The sequence below is a fragment of the Bacteroides sp. 1001136B_160425_E2 genome, assembly GCF_015559655.1.
Taxonomy (GTDB): domain Bacteria; phylum Bacteroidota; class Bacteroidia; order Bacteroidales; family Bacteroidaceae; genus Bacteroides; species Bacteroides luhongzhouii.
Genome location: NZ_JADMQH010000003.1, coordinates 221,636 through 238,348 on the forward strand (window position 1 = coordinate 221,636; position 16,713 = coordinate 238,348).

At 43.1% G+C, this 16,713-nt stretch carries 9 protein-coding genes; 6 read left to right on the forward strand and 3 right to left on the reverse strand.

Features of this window, described 5'->3' with window-relative positions; genetic code table 11:
* Positions 1-162: 162 nt before the first annotated feature.
* From I2I04_RS04145 to bglX, 5 genes are read left to right on the forward strand one after another with little or no spacing between them, the layout of a single operon-like run.
* Positions 163-3,192: a SusC/RagA family TonB-linked outer membrane protein gene (locus I2I04_RS04145; protein WP_195654388.1), complete on the forward strand. Its 3,030-nt coding sequence runs from the start codon at positions 163-165 to the stop codon at positions 3,190-3,192.
* A gap of 45 nt (positions 3,193-3,237) precedes the next feature.
* On the forward strand, positions 3,238-4,704 hold the full coding sequence (locus tag I2I04_RS04150) for a RagB/SusD family nutrient uptake outer membrane protein (RefSeq protein WP_195654389.1): 1,467 nt from the start codon (positions 3,238-3,240) through the stop codon (positions 4,702-4,704).
* Positions 4,705-4,727: 23 nt separating this feature from the next.
* A complete protein-coding gene (locus I2I04_RS04155) occupies positions 4,728-6,836 on the forward strand; it encodes a family 43 glycosylhydrolase (protein ID WP_195470381.1) in 2,109 nt (702 codons plus the stop codon).
* Positions 6,837-6,864: 28 nt separating this feature from the next.
* Positions 6,865-8,229: a glucoamylase family protein gene (locus tag I2I04_RS04160; protein WP_195654390.1), complete on the forward strand. Its 1,365-nt coding sequence runs from the start codon at positions 6,865-6,867 to the stop codon at positions 8,227-8,229.
* A 38-nt stretch (positions 8,230-8,267) separates the two neighbouring features.
* The gene (gene bglX / locus I2I04_RS04165; protein WP_195654391.1) at positions 8,268-10,553 is read left to right on the forward strand and encodes a beta-glucosidase BglX; all 2,286 of its coding nucleotides are present in this window, start codon (positions 8,268-8,270) and stop codon (positions 10,551-10,553) included.
* 155 nt (positions 10,554-10,708) lie between these two features.
* Here the strand turns inward: bglX and I2I04_RS04170 are convergent, their stop codons facing one another.
* Positions 10,709-13,111, reverse strand: coding sequence for a glycoside hydrolase family 3 N-terminal domain-containing protein (locus I2I04_RS04170; protein WP_195654392.1), 2,403 nt, complete (start codon positions 13,109-13,111; stop codon positions 10,709-10,711).
* 410 nt (positions 13,112-13,521) lie between these two features.
* Between I2I04_RS04170 and I2I04_RS23395 the strand changes: the two genes are divergently transcribed.
* Positions 13,522-13,644, forward strand: a complete 123-nt coding sequence (locus I2I04_RS23395; RefSeq protein WP_255436084.1) for a hypothetical protein — start codon at positions 13,522-13,524, stop codon at positions 13,642-13,644.
* Positions 13,645-13,764: 120 nt separating this feature from the next.
* Here I2I04_RS23395 and I2I04_RS04175 read toward each other — a convergent pair whose 3' ends face one another.
* Together I2I04_RS04175 and rnr are read right to left on the reverse strand one after the other, a co-directional pair.
* Positions 13,765-14,244 carry a pyridoxamine 5'-phosphate oxidase family protein gene (locus tag I2I04_RS04175; RefSeq protein WP_008023449.1) on the reverse strand — a complete coding sequence of 160 codons (480 nt, stop codon included), beginning with the start codon at positions 14,242-14,244 and terminating at the stop codon, positions 13,765-13,767.
* A 190-nt stretch (positions 14,245-14,434) separates the two neighbouring features.
* A complete protein-coding gene (rnr, locus tag I2I04_RS04180) occupies positions 14,435-16,591 on the reverse strand; it encodes a ribonuclease R (RefSeq protein ID WP_143258882.1) in 2,157 nt (718 codons plus the stop codon).
* Between the last annotated feature and the right edge of the window lie 122 nt (positions 16,592-16,713).

A 16,713-nucleotide genomic window follows, 5' to 3' on the forward strand; every position in this document is an offset into this window, starting at 1 on the left:
GCTGAAATAAGTGTCTGGAAGCGATAAACGTACTAAAAACGTAGTGTTGTACAGCATAAAAGTAGTAGCGTAGTATGTATTATTTTGCAAGAATTTTAAAAAGTCCATTCCTTTGTCGCATCGATTTTTTAGTAACCTTATTATCAATTAATACGTAAAAAAATGAAGAGAAAGATTACTTTTCTTGTAGTTGTAGTGTTGTGTTTACAGACACTATTTGCTCAAAACAAAACAATCAGAGGTACTATTGTGGATTCCTTTAGTGAACCGATCATAGGTGCGTCTGCTCATGTAAAAGGTACCTACATTGGTACTATCTCCGACCTTAATGGTAACTATACTTTGGAAAACGTTCCCGAAGATGCGATTATTACCTTCTCTTATATAGGAATGATACCTCAAGAAATTGCTGTAAAAGGGAAAAATGTAATCAATGTCCAATTAAAAGATGATGTTCAGAAATTGGAAGAAGTGGTCGTGATCGGTTATGGTTCAGCTAAAGCCAAAGACTTGACTTCTCCTATTACTGTGGTCAAGGGAGAGGCGTTACTTTCTACTCCTGCAACTTCACCGATGGCTGCCATGCAAGGAAAAGTGGCCGGAGTGAATGTTATCAATAGCGGTACTCCGGGAGAAGGGCCGAAGGTAGCCATTCGTGGTAAAGGATCATTTTCCAACAGCTCGCCTCTTTATGTTGTAGACGGTATGTTCTATGATGATATCAATTTCCTTAACAGTAATGACATTCAGGATATGTCCGTGTTGAAGGATGCTTCGGCTGCTGCTATCTACGGTGTGCGTGCTGCCAATGGTGTTGTTATTATCACTACCAAAAAAGGACAGCGTAATCAAAAAGCTAAAATTACCTATAATGGGTATGTAGGTGTTCAGAAAGCAACGAATGTGTTGGAAATGGCGAACTCTAAGGAATATGCTACTATGCTTCTCGAAGGTAATTATGCTGCATATGTATCTAAAATGAAGGCTTCTATTGATAAATTTGGTGGTGATTATTCCGATCCTGATTTTCATAACTGGAAATTTGATTCAGATACAGACTGGTACAAGGAGTTACTTCAGAGTGCACTTATCACTAACCACAGTTTGGGGATTAGTGGCGGAACAGAAAAAAGTACTTATTCTGTAGGTATGAGTTATTTATATCAGGACGGTATAATGGATGTGGAGAATAATTATAAGCGTCTTAATTTCCGGGCGGCACTTGATTATGAAGCAACCAATTGGTTGAAAGTAGGTTTTAATGGTGTATTTAGTAATTCTACTCAGGTATTGCCCAAAAATACGGCTTGGCAACAGGCATTTAATTCTCCTGGCATTTATCCGGTTTATGATACAACAAATGACAAGACGTTCCCTGATAAATATGCTTCGCCTGATGCGGTCGGTTTCACTGCTAACTTCTACAATCCTATAGCAACAGCCAACTACTATAACTCGCAAAATGAGAACTATCAGGTCTTGACTAACTTTTATGCTCAGTTCCAGATACTACCAGAGAAATTAAATTTCAAAACGAGCTATGGCTATGATTATTCAGCCATCCGTGGTCGTGAATATATTGCCCCTTATTATGTAAGTAGTTGGCAGCAACAGACTACTTCGGAGTTGACAAAGAAAGATACAAACTATTACAATTATATTTGGGATAACATATTGACCTATAATGATCAATGGGGAAAACATAGTTTTGGGGCCATGTTGGGCTATTCTATGCGACAACAGCAATATCGGTATATGTGGGGAAAAGCTAATAATGTGCCTGAAGGAAAGGATGAATGGCTTTATTTGAGCCAGGGAAATGCCGAAGGTGTGACTCTTGGAGATGATGGCTACTGTTATCGTGGTCAGTCTTATTTCACCCGTTTAAGTTATGACTATGCAGGAAAATATTTGTTGACATTCACTATGCGTGCGGATGGTTCTTCCAAATATCAGGAGCATTGGGGATATTTCCCCTCTATTGGTGCTGCGTGGGTTATCAGTGAAGAAGATTTCATGAAAGATCAAAAGTTCTTCGATTATCTGAAATTACGTGCCAGCTGGGGGCGTTTGGGTAATGACCACGTAGCTCCAAGTGATGGTTTTGCTTCAATAACCACTGGTAATTCTGCATCCGGTGTATTTGGTAATTCAACTTTCCCGGGCTATCAGAATACAACTTTTTATAGTTGGCTGAAGTGGGAATTGGTAGATGAAGCTAATGTAGGTTTAAATTTCTCTACGTTTAAGAATCGCTTGAATGTGGATTTGGATTATTTCTATCGTTTGACAAAAAGAGCTGTTATATCTCCTCGTTTGCCATTCAGTAATGATGTACTTGCAGGAAATTATGGTAAAATCCTGAATCAGGGTTTTGATTTGTCACTAAACTGGAATGATAATATCGGAAGAGACTTCAAATATAATTTGGGAGTAAACCTTTCATATTTGAGGAATAAGGTGAAGGATCTTGGTGGGCCTAACTCTATCAAAGGAGGAAAGACTATCAATATGGTGGGTAAAGAAATGAATTCATACTACGGATTTAAGGTAGTAGGAGTTTATCAGACTCCGGAAGAATGTGCAGAAGACCCGGTTGCGGTAGCTAACAATCTTGTACCGGGTGACTTCAAATATGAGGATGTAAATGGGGACAACGTGATTGATGGTGATGACCGTCAGGTGCTTGGTGCTTACATACCCAACTTTACGTATGGTATTAATCTTGGTTTGAACTGGAAGAATCTGGATTTTGAGTTGACTACGTATGGACAAACAGGCGGACAGATATACAACCGTAAACGTGCTTTACGTTCTGCACAGGCTGATTACAATTTCGATAAAGCACAGTATGAGGATCGTTGGACCGGACCGGGTTCTACTAATTCACATCCGTCTGCTGCAGCATTGATAAATGGCTGGAATGTATCTGATCAGAAAGTGAACTCTTATTTTGTAGAAAGTGCTAATTTCTTCCGTATTCAGAACATAACTCTCGGATACAGTTTGCGTAATGTCAAGTTAGTGAACTATACATTGCCGGGTATCCGCTTCTCACTGACGGCAGATCGTCCGTTTACAACGTTTAAAGCACACTCGTTTACTCCGGAATTGAGCGATGCAGAAGGCTGGGATACAGAAGTTTATCCTTTGACATCTACTTATAGCTTTGGAATTCAAATTGATTTCTAAGCCGGAATGGGAAAATTAATTTTAATCTAACAAAAGAACAAGAAAATGAAAATACTAAAGAATATCTTAATATATGCGTTGCCAGCATTAATGTTATGCAATACATCATGTGATTATCTTGATAAAGAGCCCGAAAATAAGGTTCCGGAGGAAAATGTGGACTTTACTCAAATCGATAATATGTACCAAGCGGTTTCCGGAGTATATGCCAAAATTAGAACAGGCGGTATGCATTGGGTGATATATCCCTTGTCTGTCGTGCGTGATGATGATGTTTGGTCCGGACGTATAGATGACCAGGTAACCCTTGTTGATATGGGAACGTATATTTATGACAATTCTTTCTGGGGACTCAACGAGATGTGGAATCAGTACTATGGTATCATAAAAGTGGCCAATGCTGCTCTTGAATCGCTGGATTCCTATGCCGAAAATATCACGTCGGACGATGATATGACCAATTACCGCTCTTATTGTGGTGAGGTGAAGTTCCTTCGTGCTTATGCTTATTACCGGCTTGTACAGGCTTTTGGTCCAGTGACTATTTTACGTAGTAATACTCAAACCGACATGACCCGTTCAACGATCAATGCTGTCTATAAATATGCTCTTGAAGATTTACAATATACGATGGAACATACTCCGAGATTACGTCCGAACGAGATGGCTCATTATGGTGCTGTCACTGCTTTCTCGGCAGAAATGCTTGCAGCAAAGATGCATCTGAATATGGGAAATTATGGGGAAGTTGAAACACTGACAGATGATATTATCGGTAGTAAGAAATTTAAGCTTTATGATGATTACTATAATTTATTCAAGATTCCGGGTAAGGTTTGTGATGAATCGTTGTTCGAATGTCAGTGTACTGACTTTGGTATTGGTTCAGGTGATATGGTAGATGCCGATAACTGGTTTATATTCCAGGGACCGGCAAATGACGGGAATATTTCCGGCTGGGGATTCATTGGTATATATAAAGACTTCCGTGATTGGGCGGCAGCTCGTGGTGAAACTATCCGCGCTACGACTTCGTTCCTGTTGGCTGGTACGACTACACCAAGCGGTGACGTGATTCGTAAATTACAAGACCCGACTCAAACAGATTGTTGGAATGGGAAAGCTTATACTCCGACAGATCAGCTGACACCTGGCCGTACTAAATATGGTTCAAATAATAATGTCCGCATATTCCGTTACGCAGATGTATTGTTGATGAATGCAGAAGCCAAAGTTCGTTTAGGTAAAGATGGTGATACATCGCTAAATCTGGTACGTGACCGTGCCAAGATGTCCGATATCGATAATGCGACAGTAGATCAAATCCTTGATGAACGCCGTATGGAACTTGTTTGTGAGTGGGGAGAACGTTACAATGACTTGATTCGTACCGGTAAGGCTGCTTCTGTACTTGGTTCCAAAGGATGGACTGAAGATAAAACCTATTATCCGCTTCCTTTCGATCAGGTATCCAATATCCCAAGTCTGACGAACGAACCGATTGACGAGTAATTATGTCTAAATAAAATTTGGAAATGACAGGAATAGTAAAAAAGATATTACTAAGTTCTGGGATAGCGTTCTCTGCTTTGGCAGGGAACGCCCTACCAACCGACGATTCTATAAAAGTAGTGAAAGGGCAGGTTAGTGACTACTATATCCCGGTAGTAAATCAATACGAAATAACCGGAACGGTTGTAGATGAACAGGGTAACCCGCTTGAAGGGGCTACCGTTATGTTTTTCTCGAGTCCGGTTCATTGTAACACAGACGTGGAAGGCCGTTATACGTTGAAGGCTACTGATAACGATGTACATCTTTATGTTTATTATCCGGGAAAATCTTTTGCTGATGTAAAACGTGCTGTTGACGACCGGCAAGTGAAAATCGTTATGCAACCGGAGAAGCATAGGTCTGTGCAGCGTCAGCCTGCTCAAACTACAAGGTGGTATGACCCAGCGCATCCTGTCACTCGTACCTATTGTAATCCTATGAATATTAGTTATAACTATGAACCTTATAATAACAATGTTCAGTCTGGCGGATCGTTCAGATCTTCTGCCGATCCGATGGGATTAACCTATAAAGATGAGTATTTCCTGTTTTCCACGAACCAGGGAGGCTTCCATTATTCGAAGAATCTAAGTGACTGGGAATTTGCTCCGGCCTCTTTCCAGCGTCGTCCTACGGATGACGATATGTGTGCTCCGGCAGCATTTGTAAGCGGAGATACGCTGTTCTATACCGGTTCTACTTATGAAGGATTGCCCGTGTGGTATAGCACGTCTCCCAAATCCGGGCGTTTCAAGCGTGCTATCGAACGTAATACGTTACCTTCATGGGACCCTTGTTTATTTTTGGATGATGACGGTAAACTCTATCTTTATTATGGTTCGAGTAATGAATACCCTCTTAAAGGCGTACAAGTCAGTCGTGATGATTTTCATCCTGTCAGCAAGATTTATGATATAATGATGCTTCGTCCGGAAGAACATGGCTGGGAACGGTTTGGGATGAACAATGATGATGAAGTGACGTTGCGTCCGTTTACCGAAGGGGCTTATATGACGAAGCATAACGGAAAATATTATTTTCAGTACGGTGCTCCGGGAACGGAGTTCAAGGTATATGCCGACGGGGTATATGTCAGCGATTCGCCATTGGGGCCGTTCACTTACCAGCAGCATAATCCGATGAGCTATAAGCCCGGCGGATTTGTGCAGGGAGTAGGACACAGTGGTACTTTTCAAGATTTGAAAGGAAACTACTGGCATGTGGGTACTTGCATGTTATCCCTCAAATATAAGTTTGAAAGACGCATCGGATTATATCCTACGGCATTCGATCCGGATGGGGTGATGTATTCTACCACAGCATTCGGTGATTATCCTTGCTGGAATGCCGACTACGATATTAAAAATCCGACTGACCGGTTTACCGGCTGGATGCTTCTTTCTTATGAGAAACCGGTAAAAGTATCCAGCACCGACAGTATCTATTCCGCTTCCAATCTTACCGATGAAAATATGCGTACGTATTGGGCGGCTAAAACCGGAGAACCGGGTGAGTGGATAGAAATTGACCTTGGTGGCATGAAACACATAAAGGCGATCCAACTCAACTATTATGACCATAAAAGTGTGCAGCATAATCGTGCAAACGATTTATACTATCAATATCGCATCTACTCCAGTGATAACGGGACAGATTGGACACTGGCGGTAGATAAAAGTGATAACGATAAAGATGTACCTCATGACTACATCGAATTGAGTGAGACGCTGGATGCCCGTTATCTGAAACTGGAAAACATTCATGTTCCATCCGGCAATTTTTGTCTTTCGGAATTCCGGGTGTTTGGTAATGCTGATGGAGAGAAACCTCTGCCCGTACGAAATTTCAAGATAGTGCGTGACAAACAGGATAAGCGCAATGCAATGATTTCGTGGAATCCTTCATCCGATGCCTACGGCTATAATATTTATTATGGCATTGCTCCCGAAAAGTTATATAACTGTATCACAGTGAACGGTGCGGATCATTATGACTTCCGGGGACTTGACCTTGGTACGACTTACTACTTTGCCATTGAAGCTTTGAATGAATCGGGACGGTCGGCGTTGTCGAAAGTCGTGAAACAATAATTATTAATCAGAAGAAATACTTTATAAGATGATGGAATGGACAAGAACCGGCATATTTATTACTCTACTCGTAGTGGTATGCGCATGTACACAAAAGAACAAGACAATGACCAATGCGGAGCCTGATCGCCCCGAGGCATTTGCGAACGACGATGAACTGCTCGATTATATTCAAAAGACCCACTTCAACTATATGTGGGAAGGTGCGGAAAAGACTTCCGGACTGGCCTGTGAACGTATACATCTTGATAATGTCTATCCACAGCAGGACCAGGATGTAATTACGATTGGAGGTAGCGGATTTGGAGTTGCCGGCTTGTTGGTGGCTATCGAACGAAATTTTATCAGCCGGGAAGAAGGTGTAGACCGGTTGACAAAGATTGTAGACTATCTGGCAAAAGCCGATCGTTTTCATGGAGTATGGCCGCATTGGCTTCATGGCCCTACGGGCAAAGTGAAACCGTTCGGAACAAAAGATGACGGCGGCGACCTGGTAGAAAGTAGTTTCCTTATGCAAAGCCTGTTGTGTGCGCGACAATACGTGAAAGATGGTAACGAGAAAGAAAAAGCACTGGCAGCTAAAATAGACGAACTGTGGCACGGGATGGAATTTGACTGGTACCGGAACGGTGACCAGAATGTATTATACTGGCATTGGTCTCCTAACTATGGCTGGGAAATGAACTTCCCGCTCGAAGGCTATAATGAATGTCTGATTACCTATATCCTTGCAGCCTCATCTCCTACACATTCCGTTCCGGCAGCCTGTTACCATGAAGGGTGGGCGCGTAGCGGTGGCATCAAAAGTGCTTCCAAACCTTACGGTTATCCGCTCGAACTGAAGCATAATGGAGCCGAAGAGAAAGGCGGTCCCTTATTCTGGGCACACTACTCTTACATCGGCCTTGATCCGCGTAACTTGACCGATCAATATGCCAACTACTGGAATGTGGTACGCAATCATGCGATGAGTGATTATCAATATTGTGTCACTAATCCGAAAGGTTACAAAGGATATGGATCTGATTGCTGGGGACTTACAGCAAGTTACTCCATAAATGGCTATTCAGCCCACATGCCCGACAATGATCTCGGTGTGATTACTCCTACTGCCGCTTTATCCTCTTTTCCTTATACACCGGAAGAGTCGATGGCCGCCTTGAAAGGTTTCTATAAACAAGGAGCATGGATTTGGGGGAAATATGGATTTCACGATGCGTTCTCACTGAACGAGAAGTGGACTGTTCCGCATTATCTTGCCATCGACCAGTGTACGATTGCGCCAATGATAGAGAACTACCGTACAGGACTACTTTGGCGGTTATTCATGAGTTGTCCGGAAATTCAGGACGGACTGAAAAAGCTAGGCTTCACTTCTACAACAGCCGAATAAAAACAGAAGAAAGAATAATATAAATATAAAAACAGAATATGAGAATAGGTAGATTTTTGCTAACTGCAGTGATTACGGCGTTTGCTGTCACTGTTATGGCTGCCCCGCAAGCCGATAAGGGTAAAATGGATCAGTTTATTGACAACCTGATGGGGAGGATGACTCTGCAGGAGAAGATCGGTCAACTCAACCTTCCTGTGTCGGGTGAGATTGTTACCGGACAAGCTAAGAGTAGTGATGTGGCCGGTAAGATAAGGAAAGGTCAGGTCGGTGGTCTTTTCAATGTAAAAGGAGTGGAGAATATTCGGGAAGTCCAAAAGATTGCCGTAGAGCAGAGCCGTTTGAAAATTCCTTTGTTGTTTGGTATGGATGTCATTCACGGATATGAGACTGTTTTTCCTATTCCTTTGGCACTCTCTTGTAGTTGGAATATGGAGGCTATCAAAGAATCCGCCCGTATAGCGGCAAAAGAATCCAGTGCTGATGGCATTTGCTGGACTTTCAGCCCTATGGTTGATATCTGTCGTGATCCCCGTTGGGGACGTATGGCTGAAGGTGGAGGCGAAGATCCTTATTTAGGTTCGGAGATTTCAGTTGCCATGGTAAAAGGCTATCAAGGTAATGATTTGACGGATAAGAACACCATCATGGCTTGTGTGAAACACTTTGCCCTATATGGCGCACCCGAAGCCGGTCGTGACTATAATACAGTAGACATGAGTCACCTAAGTATGTTCAACAATTATTTCCCTCCTTATAAAGCGGCTATTGACGCTGGTGTGGGTAGTGTGATGACTTCTTTCAATGTGGTTGACGGTATTCCGGCTACCGGCAACAAATGGCTGATGACTGATGTCTTGCGTGACCGTTGGGGATTTGATGGTTTCGTTGTGACAGACTATACGGCTATTTCCGAGATGATTGCTCATGGAATGGGAGATCTTCAACAGGTATCTGCCATGTCACTTAGTGCCGGAACCGATATGGATATGGTTGCAGACGGTTTCCTTACTACTTTGGAGAAATCTCTAAAAGAAGGGAAAGTGACAATGGCTGAAATAGACAAAGCCTGCCGTCGTATTCTTGAAGCGAAATACAAGCTCGGACTATTTGATGATCCTTATAAATATTGTGATGCAAGTCGTGTAAAGAAAGATATCTTTACGGCAGAAAACCGTGCCATAGCCCGTAAAATAGCTACTGAGACATTTGTACTTTTGAAGAATGAAAATAACCTGCTTCCATTACAGCGTAAAGGTAAAATAGCTCTTGTCGGCCCGCTTGCCAATACAAAGGCTAATATGCCGGGTACATGGAGTGTGGCGGCAGCTTCTGACAAATACAATTCCCTGTATGAAAGCATGAAGCAATCATTGGCAGGCAAGGCGGAAGTTCTTTATGCAAAAGGTTCAAATCTGATGTATGATGCTCAAAGAGAGGCGGAAGCTACCATGTTCGGTCGTGAGATGCGTGATCCGCGTAGTGCGCAGGAATTGCTTGATGAGGCTTTGAATGTAGCTTCCCAAGCGGATGTGATTGTGGCAGCAGTTGGTGAATCGTCTGAAATGAGTGGTGAATGCAGCAGCCGTACTAATCTTGAAATGCCGGATGCGCAGCGTGATCTTCTGACAGCATTGAAAAAGACAGGCAAACCGATTGTACTGGTCTATTTTGCAGGTCGCAGCACTGTGATGACTTGGGAACAGGAAAATTTTCCGGCTATACTGAATGTATGGTTCGGAGGCAGTGAAGCAGCCGACGCGATTTGTGATGTAGTATTCGGAGATGTCTCTCCGAGTGGAAAACTGACTACGACCTTCCCGAAGAACGTAGGACAAATTCCTTTGTATTACAATCATTTGAATACAGGTCGTCCTTTAGAAGCAGGAAAGTGGTTCAGTAAATTCCGTAGTAACTATCTTGATATAGACAATGATCCTCTTTATCCATTTGGATATGGATTGTCATACACCACATTCCGTTACGGTGATCTCCGACTTAGCAATAACTCAATGAATGAAAAGGGTAAGATAACCGCCTCTGTCACCGTCACCAATACGGGCAGCTATGATGCTGACGAAATCGTACAAATGTATATTCGTGATATGGTAGGGAGTGTAGCACGTCCGGTGAAAGAACTTAAAGGTTTCGAGCGTATCCATTTGAAGAAAGGGGAAAGCCGTACTGTCTCTTTCGATATCACAGCAGAACAACTGAAATTCTATAACAGTGCGCTGGATTGGGTATGTGAACCGGGAGAATTTGAAGTGATGGTTGGTGGAAATAGTCGCGACGTACAAACAAAGAAATTCAGTTTGCAATAACATAGCTAAAGCGACGTTTTCAATAAGGTTAGTTTAGGTATATTCATCAAATATGGTCAAACGATAGAAAGAGAATGGAGTCTCAATTTATTGTTTGACCATATTTTAATAAGTATTTTGAAGGTAGGTAATCTTTGTCTGCCTACATTTTTAGTTTATTGAACCTCGAAACTTCCCTTCAACCGTATATCCTGTGAAGAAGCTCCCACCATCACCGAGAAACTTCCCGGCTCTACCGTAAACTGATTATTCTTGTCCCATAACCCCAAGTCTTGAGGAGTAAGTGTAAAGCTGACACTTTGTTCTTCTCCCGGTTGCAAATGAATACGTTCAAAACCACGCAATACTTTATCGTAGGTGGTGACACTGCTAAAATCATCGCGGATATAAAGCTGGACTACTTCGTCTCCTGCTTTCTTTCCTGTATTCTTCACAGTGCATGAAAGAGTGATATTTTCTTGTGGACCGATTACCGGTTTAGATATTTTCAAGTCTGAATATCCGAAGGTCGTATAGCTTAAACCATATCCGAAGGGATAAAGCATACCGGCAACACGAACTTTTCCTTTAGAATCCGAACCCGGTTTGAATGGGAAAGCGAAAGGTATCTGTCCAACTGATTTCGGGAAAGTGACAGCCAAGCGTCCTCCCGGGTTATAGTCTCCAAAAAGAACCTTGGCAATGGCATCCCCCATAAATTCGCCGGGGAACCAGGCATGAATGATGGCAGGAACATATTTGTTTGCCCAGTTGATGGTTGCTGCCCTTCCGTCCACCATCACCAGAACGACAGGTTTACCTGTTGCATAAACCGCTTCCAATAATTGTTGCTGACGTCCGCAGAGGTTAAGATTGGTGCGTGAAAACTCTTCCCGAACCGTCTTCTCATTTCCACCTAATACGAGGATAGCGACATCCGAAGCCTTTGCTAGTTCTACCGCTTCACGAATCATTGCCTGCTCTTGTGTATCTAATGGAACATTGTACAGTTCGCTTTCCGGGAAATATTTATCAATAATGTCACAGCCTTTCGCATAGCGAACTTCCGAGTTAGGCAGATATTCTTTGATTCCCTGATATACAGTCTTTATAGGCGCATTGGCAGGACCATATCTGCAAGTCAGTTCCTTCACTTCTTCCGCATTCGGACCAATCACTGCTATTTTGCTGAAGTTTCTGGATAACGGAAGCATTTGATTCTCATTTTTCAAAAGGACGATAGACTCTAAAGCGGCTTTCATAGATACTGCTTTATGAGCGTCATTGTGTACCACTGTCTCCGGACGACGGTCATCACCGGGATACGGATTATCAAAAAGCCCCATCATAAACTTAACACGCAGAATCTCACCGACACGTTGATCGAGCGTATGCAAAGAGACTTTACCTTCGTTGATAGCACGACGCAACGGGAGAATGAAATCTTGTGGCGGAGTAAAGTTGGTACGGATATTCAATCCTGCATTGACCACTTGTGCCGCCATCTCTTCTTCAGTCGGGGTGATACGATGTTTGGTGTGCAGAAACTCTACCGCCTCACTATCCGATACTACATATCCTTTGAATCCCCATTGCTGACGCAGAATCTCCGTGAGGAAATGATAACTTCCCGAAACAGGCTCTCCGTCATAATCATTATACGAACTCATCACTCCTAAAGCACCCGCCTCCTGAATACCTTTGCGGAAAGGTTCCAGATAAAGAGTCTTCATCTCACGCGGAGCCACGTGCGGATCAGTGCGCGTACCTCCGTCACGTCCACCGACCGGGATGCTATACACGGCAAAATGCTTGGGAGTAGCAACGATACCCTCGCTTTGCAGACCGAGTATCATCTGTTTCCCTAATTCGCCCACCAGATAAGGATCTTCTCCATAACTTTCTACCACACGTCCCCAGCGAGGATCTTGTGCAATATCCAGAATAGGAGAATAAATATTGGTATATCCCAGTGCTTTTGCCTCATCTGCAGTGACTTTCGCAATTTCCCGGATCAGTTTCTTGTTCCATGTGGCACCTTGACCGCATTGGGCGGGAAACATGGTAGCCCGGTCGTGGCACAATCCGCGTATTCCTTCATTGGTGAAGTCCACCGGAATCCCCAGTCGTGTCTGTTCCACAAACCAGCGTTGAATGCTGTGCCGGTTCTTGACGCTGTTGGCATACGGATAGGAGATCTCAGAACCGAACTTACCCAGTCCGTTCGCCTGCTCATCAATGTTTCCGATACCGTCCTTCCAGATTTCTTCTGACCATGCGGCAGTAGGCCATGTATCTTTCAATACCCGTCCCGAACCGTAGAGAGTAGCCATCTGACAGGTTTTCTCTTCCAGCGTCATTTGCGAAAGCAAATCTGCGATACGGGCCTCGATAGGAGCGGAGGGATCTTCGTATACGTCCTTTACACCGTTCTTATTGAAGTCGATCCAGGTCTTTTTGTATATGTCCTTTGAGTTGTTGCCGGATTTGTTACCGGTAGGTTTGTTGCTTGCCGAGATATTGCCGGTGTAGATACTTCCGGCAGATATTAACAGGGCGAGACATAGTAATTTCTTCATAATTTATTTATTTGTAAGAGTACTTATCTATTTATGCTGCAAGTATACAAAAAGAATTTGAAATGAGAGGATAGAATAGTCTTTATAATCATGTTATAAACGGCTGTCTTGGTACTGGTGTATAGGGAGAATGGATATTATGAAGCAGGGAAGAATACCTTATCTCCCCTTTATTATTGTATTAAGTTACCGCTCTTCTTGCATCAGACTACCGATATGGTTAGTTTACCACGGCCGTGACGAATTCTCTCCACGGCTGTGACGAGAAGTTACCACGGCTGTGGGAAGATCTCCCCACGGCCGTGGGGAATTAACTATATCGGTGGTTTAACGGATGGATAATGAAGGGATAACAGATGTATACCGGTTGCATTTCTTATGTAATGCGGGGAAGCAGGACGACGCTTACAATGAGACAGGGTGAGGGTAACAGCCTACCCTCACTTACCCTCACCTTTACCCTCACACCTGTGATGCCGATGGATAAAGAGATACAGGCAGAGGGTGAGGGTGTGAGGGTAAAAGTGCCCTGAACTTTTGTTTGGAGAAATTTGCTTGGAGATGCTCCGTCATGCTTCTTGAATGCTGAATTCGTTTCTTAAACGGGTGTGGAGCATGAAGTTAAATTCATTAGCCGAAAGCCGGAAACTGTTTTATGGCTTTTCGTTGGCTCGCAGACCAAAGACTTTTCCTGTCATCTGCCGGACGGCTACTTTCCACACTTTTACGTTACGTACGGCAGGATCGGAATAGCTGAATGCGTTGTCTGTATAATGACGCATGATGATATCCAGTGCACGACGTTTATCGTCTATCTCTTCGATGAATTCCACTTGCCCCCGACACATCGCGCTTTCGGAACGCATACTGTAACTGCAGGCTACCTTTTCGTGTTGGTAGACAAGTTTATGTCCGAGGCTGAAAGTGATACATACATTATTATTATGTTCCAACATCTCTAACTTGCTGCCTTCGGGACCTGAATGCAGATATATGGTGCCATTTTCATAACCGAAGTTCATGGGAACTACATAGGGATTACCTTCTAAATCTGTAATGCCCACAAAACAGGCATCGCAATGCAGGATAATGGACTCGATTCGTTGTTTGTCTTCGATAATGACAGTCTTCATGGATATATGAATGTTATAATAGTAAGAATAATCAAAATGATACGCTAAAGTACAGACTTACGACTGATTACACAAATCTATGCAAACTTTTTTCTGGTTGTTTTCACAGATTTATCTAATCAATCGTATTCCCGTACTAATGTTATCAGGGGTTGAATGAGCTTTTCAGTTTGCTTGAATATTCAAACTTTTACTTTTCTATTAATTCGAAGTCCAATTGTTTCTTCTCCAAATTGGCACGGGCTACCCGAACAGTAATAGCGTCTCCCAAACTGTATATTTTGTTTTTGCGGCGTCCGCGAAGACAATAGTTCTTCTCGTCGAATTCGTAATAGTCATCATCCAAGTCACGCACAGGAACCAGACCTTCACATTTGTTTTCGTTCAGTTCTACATAAAGTCCCCACTCGGTTACGCCGGAGATTACACCGTCGTAAATCTGTCCCAGACGTTCGCTCATAAATTCCACCTGTTTATATTTGATGGAAGCACGCTCGGCATTGGCTGCGATTTGTTCCATGTTGGAGCTGTGGTCGCAGAGGTCCTCGTACTTGGCTTCGGATACGCTGCGCCCTCCGTCCATATATTTCGTCACCAAACGATGTACCATCATGTCCGGGAAACGGCGGATGGGAGAAGTAAAGTGAGTGTAATATTCGAAGGCCAGTCCGTAGTGGCCGATGTTATGAGTTGAATAACGTGCTTTTTGCATGGCGCGGATAGATACCGTTTCAATCAGGTTCTCTTCTTTCTTTCCATGAATGTCATCCAATAAGTGGTTGATGGATTTGGAGATATCCGTCTTCGTTCCGCTTGTGCGCACTTTGTAGCCGAAGCGGGCAATGAACTGTGACAAGTTCTCCAACTTCTCCGGATCGGGCAGGTCGTGAATACGGTAGGGAAGCACTTTGGGCTTTTTATTTTTGGGCACTTTACCTACAAACTCTGCCACTGTTCTGTTAGCGAGCAACATGAATTCTTCCACCAGTTTATTAGCATCTTTTGACTCCTTGAAGTAAACGCTGATTGGTTTTCCTTTTTCGTCAATCTCGAACTTCACTTCGTAGCGGTCGAAGTTGATGGCTCCTGCAGAGAAACGTTTTTCGCGCAGTGCTTTGGCAATGGTATCTAATGTGAGCACTTCTTCTTTGAAGTCTCCTTCTTTTGTTTCTATGATTTGTTGTGCCTCTTCATAGGTGAAGCGACGGTCGGAGTTGATAACCGTATGTACGATGCGTGAGTCTTTGATTTCTCCTTTTTCCGTAATATCGAAGATAACGGAGAAAGCTAGTTTTTCTTCGTTCGGGCGGAGTGAACAAATGAAGTTACACAGCCGTTCGGGAAGCATCGGAATGGTACGGTCTACCAGGTAAACGGAGGTTGCCCGTTTTTCTGCTTCCTTGTCGATGATTCCTCCTTCTTTTACGTAATGTGTCACGTCGGCAATGTGTACACCCACTTCCCATAATCCGTCTTTCAGTTTGCGGATGGAAAGTGCGTCGTCAAAGTCTTTGGCATCTTTCGGGTCGATGGTGAAAGTTGTTACCTTACGGAAATCTTCGCGTTTGGCAATCTCTTCTGCTGAAATCTCGGCAGGAATCTTGTCTGCTGCTGTTTCTACTGCTTTCGGATATACATACGGCAGACCGAATTCCGCAAGAATAGCGTGCATCTCTGTGGTATTGTCACCAGCCTGACCTAATATATCTATTACTTGTCCGATAGGATTCTTAGCCTTGTCCGGCCATTCGGTTACTTTCACAATGGCTTTATCTCCGGTTTTACCGCCTTTCAGCTTATCTTTCGGAATGAAAATATCATTGGCAAGTGTACGGTTCTCTGTCACCAGGAATGCGTATGACTTGGCTACTTCCAGTGTGCCGACGAAAGTATCGTTTGCACGTTCCAGTATTTCTATTACTTCTCCTTCTGCTTCTCTGTTCTTCCGTTTGGCATAAAAAGCAATTTTTACTTTGTCATTGTTCATGGCATGTGCCGAATTGCGTTCGGCCACAAATATCGGTTCGCCTCCTCCTTCAGGAATAAATGAATTCTTACCATTGCTTTTCCGTTGGAAAGTGCCTGTCATCTCCGTTCCATGATTGTTGAGACGGAATTTTCCTTTTTCTATTTCGGAAATATAATCGTCAGCTAAAAGGTCATGTAATATATCGACGCATAGCATTTTCTGCGGATGGGTGGTGAGACGCAGTTCTGAAAATATATATTTCATACTCAAGGTCTCGCTGGATTTGGCATGGAAAAAGTCTATTAATAATGCTGCCAGCTCTTTCTTACTCATTCTTTTGCCGGCCTTTTTCTCTTTCTTTTCTTTCTTTTTTGCCATAATGTGGTCTTTTAAAATATCTAGTTACAAAGATATAGGAATATTTTCCTTATGGAAACTTTGGGGAAAGAAAAATACCTTTGCGATCTTGTATTTTGTGTTTTGTGATGGGCTTTTTAACA

What these genes read in the sequence shown, in the direction of transcription:
- I2I04_RS23395 (WP_255436084.1), top strand. Translation starts at nt 13,522, where the DNA reads ATGAGACAGGGTGAGGGTAACAGCCTACCCTCACTTACCCTCACCTTT.
- I2I04_RS04170 (WP_195654392.1), bottom strand. Translation starts at nt 13,111, where the DNA reads ATGAAGAAATTACTATGTCTCGCCCTGTTAATATCTGCCGGAAGTATC.
- I2I04_RS04145 (WP_195654388.1), top strand. Translation starts at nt 163, where the DNA reads ATGAAGAGAAAGATTACTTTTCTTGTAGTTGTAGTGTTGTGTTTACAG.
- I2I04_RS04155 (WP_195470381.1), top strand. Translation starts at nt 4,728, where the DNA reads ATGACAGGAATAGTAAAAAAGATATTACTAAGTTCTGGGATAGCGTTC.
- I2I04_RS04150 (WP_195654389.1), top strand. Translation starts at nt 3,238, where the DNA reads ATGAAAATACTAAAGAATATCTTAATATATGCGTTGCCAGCATTAATG.
- I2I04_RS04175 (WP_008023449.1), bottom strand. Translation starts at nt 14,244, where the DNA reads ATGAAGACTGTCATTATCGAAGACAAACAACGAATCGAGTCCATTATC.
- bglX (WP_195654391.1), top strand. Translation starts at nt 8,268, where the DNA reads ATGAGAATAGGTAGATTTTTGCTAACTGCAGTGATTACGGCGTTTGCT.
- I2I04_RS04160 (WP_195654390.1), top strand. Translation starts at nt 6,865, where the DNA reads ATGATGGAATGGACAAGAACCGGCATATTTATTACTCTACTCGTAGTG.
- rnr (WP_143258882.1), bottom strand. Translation starts at nt 16,591, where the DNA reads ATGGCAAAAAAGAAAGAAAAGAAAGAGAAAAAGGCCGGCAAAAGAATG.